This window comes from Arcobacter sp. CECT 8985 (genome assembly GCF_004116495.1).
Classification (GTDB): Bacteria; Campylobacterota; Campylobacteria; order Campylobacterales; family Arcobacteraceae; genus Malaciobacter.
On sequence record NZ_PDKC01000053.1, the window covers coordinates 1 to 8,476 of the forward strand.

10 protein-coding genes are annotated in these 8,476 nt (G+C 24.6%); all 10 read left to right on the forward strand.

Annotated features, from left to right (window positions below; all coding sequences use genetic code 11):
* On the forward strand, nt 1–138 hold a 138-nt coding region (locus CRU93_RS13600; protein ID WP_164967698.1), incomplete at its 5' end, for a fumarate hydratase C-terminal domain-containing protein.
* A gap of 103 nt (nt 139–241) precedes the next feature.
* Nucleotides 242–2,416: a HAMP domain-containing sensor histidine kinase gene (locus tag CRU93_RS13605; protein WP_129104734.1), complete on the forward strand. Its 2,175-nt coding sequence runs from the start codon at nt 242–244 to the stop codon at nt 2,414–2,416.
* A gap of 23 nt (nt 2,417–2,439) precedes the next feature.
* Complete coding sequence (locus CRU93_RS13610; protein ID WP_129104735.1) at nt 2,440–3,087, forward strand: response regulator transcription factor; 648 nt, start codon at nt 2,440–2,442, stop codon at nt 3,085–3,087.
* Between the two features lie 42 nt (nt 3,088–3,129).
* On the forward strand, nt 3,130–4,200 hold the full coding sequence (locus tag CRU93_RS13615) for a nicotinate-nucleotide--dimethylbenzimidazole phosphoribosyltransferase (protein ID WP_129104736.1): 1,071 nt from the start codon (nt 3,130–3,132) through the stop codon (nt 4,198–4,200).
* 1 nt (nt 4,201) lies between these two features.
* On the forward strand, nt 4,202–4,813 hold the full coding sequence (locus CRU93_RS13620; RefSeq protein ID WP_258238936.1) for a MarC family protein: 612 nt from the start codon (nt 4,202–4,204) through the stop codon (nt 4,811–4,813).
* A gap of 2 nt (nt 4,814–4,815) precedes the next feature.
* A complete protein-coding gene (locus CRU93_RS13625) occupies nt 4,816–5,307 on the forward strand; it encodes a bifunctional adenosylcobinamide kinase/adenosylcobinamide-phosphate guanylyltransferase (protein ID WP_129104737.1) in 492 nt (163 codons plus the stop codon).
* Nucleotides 5,304–6,044: an adenosylcobinamide-GDP ribazoletransferase gene (locus tag CRU93_RS13630; RefSeq protein WP_129104738.1), complete on the forward strand. Its 741-nt coding sequence runs from the start codon at nt 5,304–5,306 to the stop codon at nt 6,042–6,044. The genes CRU93_RS13625 and CRU93_RS13630 overlap by 4 nt, the downstream gene beginning before the upstream one ends.
* A complete protein-coding gene (locus CRU93_RS13635; protein WP_129104739.1) occupies nt 6,041–7,057 on the forward strand; it encodes an aminotransferase class I/II-fold pyridoxal phosphate-dependent enzyme in 1,017 nt (338 codons plus the stop codon). The genes CRU93_RS13630 and CRU93_RS13635 overlap by 4 nt, the downstream gene beginning before the upstream one ends.
* Entirely contained in the window at nt 7,041–7,652 is a 612-nt protein-coding gene (locus CRU93_RS13640; protein ID WP_129104740.1) for a hypothetical protein, read from the forward strand. Before CRU93_RS13635 ends, CRU93_RS13640 begins: the two co-directional genes overlap by 17 nt.
* Nucleotides 7,653–7,665: 13 nt before the next feature.
* A partial coding sequence (locus CRU93_RS13645; RefSeq protein WP_129104741.1) for a P-loop NTPase fold protein occupies nt 7,666–8,476 on the forward strand: 811 nt, incomplete at its 3' end.

Consider the following 8,476-nt stretch of genomic DNA (forward strand, 5'->3'; position numbering starts at 1 on the left):
AAAGTATTAGCATTTGAAGAGATGGGTATGGAAGCGATATATGAGTTTGAGGTAAAAGATATGCCTGTTACAGTTGCTGTTGATACTGAAGGTACTTCTATTCACACTACTGGACCTGCTAAATGGAATAAACTTTAAAAGTTTTGAAGACTCTTTTAGAGTCTTCTTTTACTTTTATTTATACACTTTTAAATCTAAAATAGAGTAAAATATAATAATAACTAAAAAAAAGAATTTATATATGTTAATTAAGTTAATTTTATTATTACTTTTCCCTATTTTTCTATTTGCAAATTCTCAAAAAGATGTTTTACTTTTGCACTCTTATAATATTGGTTTAAAATGGACAGATAATATTACAAAAGGAGTAAAAGAAGTTTTTGCTAAATATCCAGATTATGAATTAACTACAGAGTGTATGGATAGTAAAAAAATAAATACAAAATCATATTTTAATACACTAAAAAAATTATATGAGAAAAAGTTCTCATCAAGGCACTATAAAGTCATAATTGTTGCAGATAATTATGCTCTAAATTTTGTAGTAAATAATCATAAAAAAATATTTAACAATGCACCAATAGTATTTTGTGGAATAGAAAATTATGAAGATATGAAAATTCCAGAAAATATTAAAAAACAGATAACAGGTGTAATTGAGTATAAACAAATTACAAAAAATATTCAAATTATTTTAAAAGTTATCCCTAAATTAAATACTTTATACATTATTAGTGATGATACTCTATCTTCATTAGCAATAAAAAATCAAATTATTGAAGAATCAAAACAATTTACAGACAAAATAAATATAATATATGATAATAAAATAGATATAAATACAATAGCTGGAAAAATAAATAAATTACCTAAAAATAGTGCAGTATTATTTACTAGTTTGTATAGAGATATCAAAGGTAGATATATAATATATAACAAGTTAAGGCAACTATTTACTAATTCAAAATTCCCTATTTTTGCAATTAATAAAATTCATTTAGGTGAAGGAATAATTGGTGGGGTAGCAGTTGACCCAGTAGAGCAAGGTAGATTAGCAGCCACAAAAGCTTTTGAATTAATAAAAGATAAAAAAAAGATTCAAGATATTCCAATAGATACTCCTGATTCAAAATATTATTTTGATTATAATGTTTTAAACAAATATCATATTGATTTTGAAAATATCCCTGAAAATGCAATTATTATAAATAAACCAAAAACATTCTTTGAAGAATATAGAAAAGTTATTGATAATACATTTTTACTTATGCCTATATTTATTCTATTGATTTTAGGACTTGTTGTAAATATAATCAAAAAAATAAGATTAGAAAATAGACTTTTAGAACAAAGTAAATTAGATAAAGTACTTTTAAATAATATTCAAAGTATTGTTTATTGGCAAAGTATTGATGATAAGTTACTTGGATGTAATGATGCTTTATGTACAGTATTAGAATCTACAAAAAAAGATATTATAAAAAAAGATATTAAAGAAATAATGCCAGAAATAAATAAAATATTTTCAGATAATAAAGAGTTCATAGAAGAAATGGAGATAGTTATTTGTTTGGGCGCAAAACAGTTTGATGCTTTAATTAGAAGAAAAAAATATTTAAACAAAGATAATGAAGAAGCAGGAGTAGTAACTATTATTAGTGATATCACTCAAATAAAAAAATTAGAAAATCAAAGAAAAAAAAATGAGCAGTTTTTAATTCATCGTTCAAAACTATCTGAAATGGGTGAGATGATAACTTCAATTGCTCACCAGTGGAAAACGCCATTGATTGAAATCTCTACAATTGCACAAGAGTTATTATATAAAAGAAGTAGAAAATCATTTACTCAAGAAGATAGTAAAGAGATTGTTGATGATATTATGACGCAAGTTCAATATATGACAGATACAATTGATGATTTTAGAGATTTTGTAAAACCATCAATATCAAAAAGCAAATTTGAAATTAATTCAGCAATAGTAGATCTTTTAAAAGTTGTAGAACATAATATAAAATATAACTATATTGATGTTCATTTGGATTTTAAAAATAATAAATCATTTACTATTTTTGGTTATCCTAATGAATTTAAACAGTGTATTTTAAGTATTATAAATAATTCTAAAGATAGTATCTTAAAAAGAAAACAGACAAATGAAAGCTTAGAAGGAAAAATAGATATAAAAGTAGAAGATGAAAATAATCATACATATGTATATATAAAGGATAATGGAATTGGAATAGAAGAGAGTAATTTAGAAAAGATTTTTGAACCATTTTTTACAAGTAAAAAAGGTGGAGATGGATTTGGACTATATATGGTTAAGTTAATTATTGAAGAGAAAATGAATGGTACAATACAGGCCTTAAAGTGTAATCAAGGTGCGATTATAAAAATTTGTATAAATAAATAATCTAATTTTTGGGAAGGAACTAGATGAAAATACTATTACTTGAAGATAATAAAAGATTATCAGAGTTAATAATAGATGCATTAGAAGCAAAACATTTCAAAGTTGATTGGTTTGAAGATGGAAAGAGTGCAATTGAAGCTATTTATGATGGATATGACTGTTTTATTTTAGATATAAATGTTCCAGGTATTGATGGTCTTACTTTATTAAAAGAGATAAGAACAATGGATGAAAAAACTCCTGCTATTATCATAAGTGCAAATGTGGAATTAGAAACAATAAAAAATGCATATTCAAAAGGTTGTGATGAATATATTAAAAAACCATTTTATATTTATGAATTAGAAACTAAACTAAAAAAACTATGTATAAAAGAGAATTTAGAAGTTAAGTTACATGATGGTTTTATTTATAATATTGGAAAAGAAAGCCTTTATGATGATAATAATGAATTAGTGAAATTAGCTAAAAAAGAGATACTTCTTATGACATTATTTGTTAAAAATTATGAAAAAGTAGTAACTTTTGAACAAATTGAACAATATGTTTGGCAAGGTGATTTAACAACAAATGAAAATATTAGAGCATTAGTAAAAAGATTAAGAAAAAAATTACCAAAAGATACCATTCTTTCGCAAGGTGGAATGGGTTATAAACTAAATATCAATTAAACATTTGTTATACTTCTTCAAAAATTATTTTGAAAGGTTCATATGAACTTTAATACTATTTTAGGTAAAAAAGATTTCATGGAGTTTTTAAGAGGCAAAAAAGCTACTTTTTTGTTATCTTGTTCTGTTACAAAAACAGCTGATATTGAAGGTATCTCACAAGCAGGGATACCAGGAAAAATGCATTTAACTCCTACTTTAGATGCAGAATTTTTAGCAATAAAAGAAGTTAGGTCTTTAGATGATATTGCAACAACTTCAAAAGGAATCCCCACTCCTGGTCTTATAACAAGAGCAGTGCACGAAATAAAGCCATTTGAAAATATTGAATTTTTAAATTTAGGTTTTGAAGTAATGCCAAAAATTGATTATTTTAAAATACATAATTTTGATATAAAACCTAGTAATAGAATAGATGAAAGTGCAAAAATAGATGCAATGGCAATTTTTCAAAAAGGTTTAGAGTTTGGGCAAAACTATAAAAGTTCAAGTAAATATACAATTTTAGCAGAAACTATTCCTGCTGGAACTACAACAGCAAAAGCTACTGCAATGGCTTTAGGATATGAAGAGTGTGAAGAGTATTTTGCAAGCTCATTTAAGAAAACACCAAACGCTATTAGAGATAAAGTTTTGAAAAGTGCTTTATATAAAATTGATAATAGTATGGATATTTTTCAAAAACTATCTATTGTAAGTGATAATATGATTGTATTTAATGCAGGATTTATTTTGGGACTTCAATCAACAAATCATAAATTAGTACTTGCAGGTGGAACTCAAATGGCTGCAGTTTTACTAACAGTTAACTCAATTTTAAAAACTATGGGTGGAGAAATTGATAGCTCAAAACTTGCTTTATGTACAACTAAATGGATTGCAGAAGATGAAAATTCAAATATTGAAGCTATTTTAAAATCTTTAGATTTTAAAATAGCTGCTTATTATGCTGAATTTGATTTTTCAACTAGTAAAAGTGAAGTTTTAAAGCTTTATGACAAGGGTGAAGCAAAAGAGGGTGTTGGTGCAGGAGGGGCACTTGTTTATGCAGCAATTAATGGAGCCTCAAAAGGTGAAATTGTTAAAAAAGTAGAATCGTTTATAGGAGTATAATTTGGAAATAGGATCATATTTTATATCAACATATTTAAAAATGTTTTTTATCATGACACCTTTTTTTGTATTATCAGTTTTTTTAACTGTTACGAATGATAGTGAGTTAAAAGAAAAACATGCACTTGCTATAAAAATCACAATATCAGTTATTGTTATGTCTTTAATATTACTATATTTTGGTAAATATATTTTTCAAGTATTTGGAATAACTTTAGATGCTTTTAAAATAGGTGCAGGAGCACTTTTATTTTTAACAGCAGTTGAATTAGTAAAAGGAAATAAAGATAAACAAGAGATAAAAAACAAATCTGTTTTAGATCTTGCTGTTGTACCTTTAGCAATTCCAGTTACTATAGGCCCAGGTACAATTGGTATTTTACTTGTAATGGGAGCAGAGTTTAATACTTTTTCAAAAATGATGTCAGGAAGTTTCGCTTTAGTTTGTGCAATTGCAACAATTGGTGTGATGCTTTATTTATCTAGCCAGTTTGAAAAAATAGTTGGAAAACAAGGAATTTTAGTGATTTCTAAAATTACAGGGCTTTTTCTTGCTGCTTTATCTGCTCAAATTATGTTTAGTGGAATTAAAAGCTTTTTAAATTTAGGGTAGTAATGAAATCATTTTATTTTGGTGGACAAAAATCAGGAAAAACATCTTGTGCGATTAAAAAAGTATTAGAATTAGCAACTTCAAAGCCATATTATATTGCAACTTATGATAATTCATATGATGATATGTCAATGCAAAAAAGAGTACAAAACCATATCAAACAGCGAGGTGAAGACTTTTTTACTATTGAAGAGTCAAAAGATTTAACAAAAGTAATTAAAAAAAATGAAACATACTTAATTGATTGTATGACTATGTTTATTTTAAATAATATGGATAATGGCTTTGAATATATGAAAGAGCAGTTAGAAAATATTTTTAAAATAGATTGTAATATTGTTTTTATATTAAATGATATAAATAATGGTGTAATTCCTGTTGATAAATATAGTAGGGAGTTTGTTGATATCTCGGGCTTGATAGGCCAATTTTTAGCTAAAAATTGCGAAGAGGTAATTGAAGTTAAATATTCAATAGAAAGAAGATTAAAATGAGAGAGCTTTTTAATTCATTTGCTTTTAGTTTATCTTATTTTACAGTTTTCCCTGTATTTGTAAAAGATATGAAAATTGATAAAAATACTTTTAAAAATAGTCTTTTTTTCTTACCTCTTATTGGTTTTTTAATAGCCATTTGTACAATTTTGGTATTTATTATTTTAAGTAATTTTTTCCATCCTTTGTATGCAAGTATTGTAAGTGCAGTTATTTCTTTTTGTTTGTATGGATTTTTGCATACAGAAGCAATAACAGATGTCGTTGATGCTTGGTTTGCAAGTTACTCAAGTAAAGACGCATATAAAATAATGAAAGAATCAACAATTGGAGCAATTGGAGCAATTGCAACATTTTGTTTTGTTCTATTAAAAGTTGCAATAATCTCATATTTACTATATGAGAAAAAGTATGAAGTTATTATAATAACTTTTATGTTTTCAAGACTTAGTTTGACTTATGTTTTACCACTATTTACTTTTAAAAAAGATAGTTTTATGAATCAAGCCTTTGAAGCAGAAGGTATAAATAAAGTAAGAATTGCAGTATTTGTTTTTGTTATTTTTGCCTTGTTTTTAAAATCAAATGCATGGATTTTATTACTTTTTGCCTTGGCTTTTTTATATATAAATTTAAAAATACTAAATAAAAGATTTAACTTTTTAAATGGAGATTGTTTAGGTTGTTCTATTGAAATTACTGAACTTCTTTTATTAAATATAGGATTTATTATTTGAATACTTTTGAACATGGGGGCGATATTCACAATTTTGCAAAAAGTATAAATTGTAAGGTTGAAGAGATTATTGATTTATCCTCAAATATAAACTTTATAAAACCAGAAATTAATTGTGATTTTAATACTTTAAGCATCTCTTCTTATCCTAAATATGAAGAACTTTATCGTTCGATTGCTAATAATTATAATGTGAAAGATTTTGAATTAGAGCTTTATAATGGTGGAAGTAGTGCTATTTTCACTCTTTTTAGACATCTAAATTTAAATCATTGTACAATTTATTCTCCTGCATATTTAGAGTATAAAAAAGCATGTACTATTTATAAATATGATTATAATTTGATAAATAGACTTGAAAGGTTAGATGTACCTTTAGAAAAAAACTCTTTGGTTATATTTGTAAATCCTTCAACTCCTGATGGTACACTTTATGATATTGAAAAGCTTCTTGATTTTTGGAATAAACAAGGTGCAACAGTTCTTATTGATGAGAGTTTTTTAGATTTTACTGAAGGGGTTTCATCAGTAAAATATATACATAGATATGAAAGATTATATGTATTAAAATCAATGACAAAATTTTATAGTAGTGCAGGAATTAGAGTAGGTACAATTATTTCAAATAAATTAAATATAGATGAATTAAAAAAGTTTGAACCAATGTGGAAACTTTCATCTTTTGATAGTGCATATTTGCAAGAAGCATTAAAAGATAAAAAATTCAAAAAAGTTGCAAGAGCAATAAATGTGAAAAATAAAATTTATTTAGAAAAAATTTTACAAAATAGTAATTTGGTTGATTATATATTTAATAGTAGTGCAAATTTTGTATTAGCAAGACTTAAAAAATATACTGCAAAGCAGTTACAAGAAGAGTTAAAAAAGTATAAAATAATGATAAGAGATTGTAGCAATTTTGATTTTTTAGATGAAAAGTTCATTAGAGTTGCAGTGAAATCACAAAATAATCTGGATAGTTTAAAAAAGGCTTTAGATGCTATTTCAAAATAAGTTTGTACACTATTTTTCAATTATTATTAGTATTGTATTTATATGTACACTTTTTTATATGATATATAAATCAATTTTTATAGTAGATAGACAATTTTTAGATATAGATGATAAAACCTATGTAAATCAAGTAAAAATTGATGATTTTACATACTCACTTGCAAAGAGATTAACTCTACATTGTAAAGGAAATGAACTTTGTGAAGTTCAAAGTATGCTAGATTTTACTACAAATATTCCATATAAAGTAAATGAAAGTATTGCAAGAAGTGCAAGAAAAGTAGTAAGCCAAAATTATGGAGATTGTGATGATAAATCAAATCTTCTTATATCCTTACTTCATGTAAAAGGTTATGAAGCATATTTTGTATTAGTTCCTAAACATATATTTGTAATAGTACATCTAAAATTAAATCAAAGTTTGAATAAAAAGGCATTATATATAGATGGTAAACCTTTTTATAAACTAGAAACAACAGCAACTAATTCTAAAATTGGATTTCCTTTAAGATATAAATTTGATCAAATTGAAGCAATAGTTGATCCTTTTAAAAACAAAAAAATAAAGTATAAAAGTTTGGAGTATAAATATTGAGTAAAGGGATAATGTGGCAAATTTAGAAATATTAGAAGAATATTTACTTGGGAATGATGATAAAAATGGATATCTAAATTCGGAAATTTCTGATAATAAAGTTATTATGCTTTCTGGAAAATGGGGAAGTGGAAAAACAAATTTTTGGCAAAATATAATTATTCCTAAATTAAATGATGGGAAAAATAAAATACCTAATCATTATATTAGTTTATATGGTAAAACATCAATTGAGCAAATAAAACAAGAAGTATTTATAAATATTCTTGAAAGTATGGAATCTTATGAGAATAAAGAAAAAACTAAAACATTAGTAAAAAATAGTGTAAATATATTTTCAAGTTTATCTAAAAGTATTAGTGTTTTTGGTATAAATATTGATTTATCAAATATTGCAAATGAATCTTTTATCAGAATAGATAAGATATTAGAAAATGAAAAAATAAAAAAGGCAGAAGAGTATCTAAATAGTGGAGCTATTATATGTTTTGATGATTTTGAAAGAAAATCAAAGGATATAGATTTAAATGATTTATTTGGTTTTATGACACAACTAAGTTTAACTTTCAGATGTAAAGTTATGATAATTTTAAATGATAATGTTTTTAAAGAAAAAGAAAAAGAACTTTTTAAAAATCTAAAAGAAAAAACTGTTTCAAAATATCTATATTTTAATCCCGAAATAGAAGATCTTTTTAATGCTATTTTTGATGATAAAAAATATTCTGATTTAGAAGAATATAAAGAATTAATATTAAAGACACTAAAAGAAGTAGAAATATTAAATGCAAGAATATATATACAAGTTTTAGACAATTTATTAG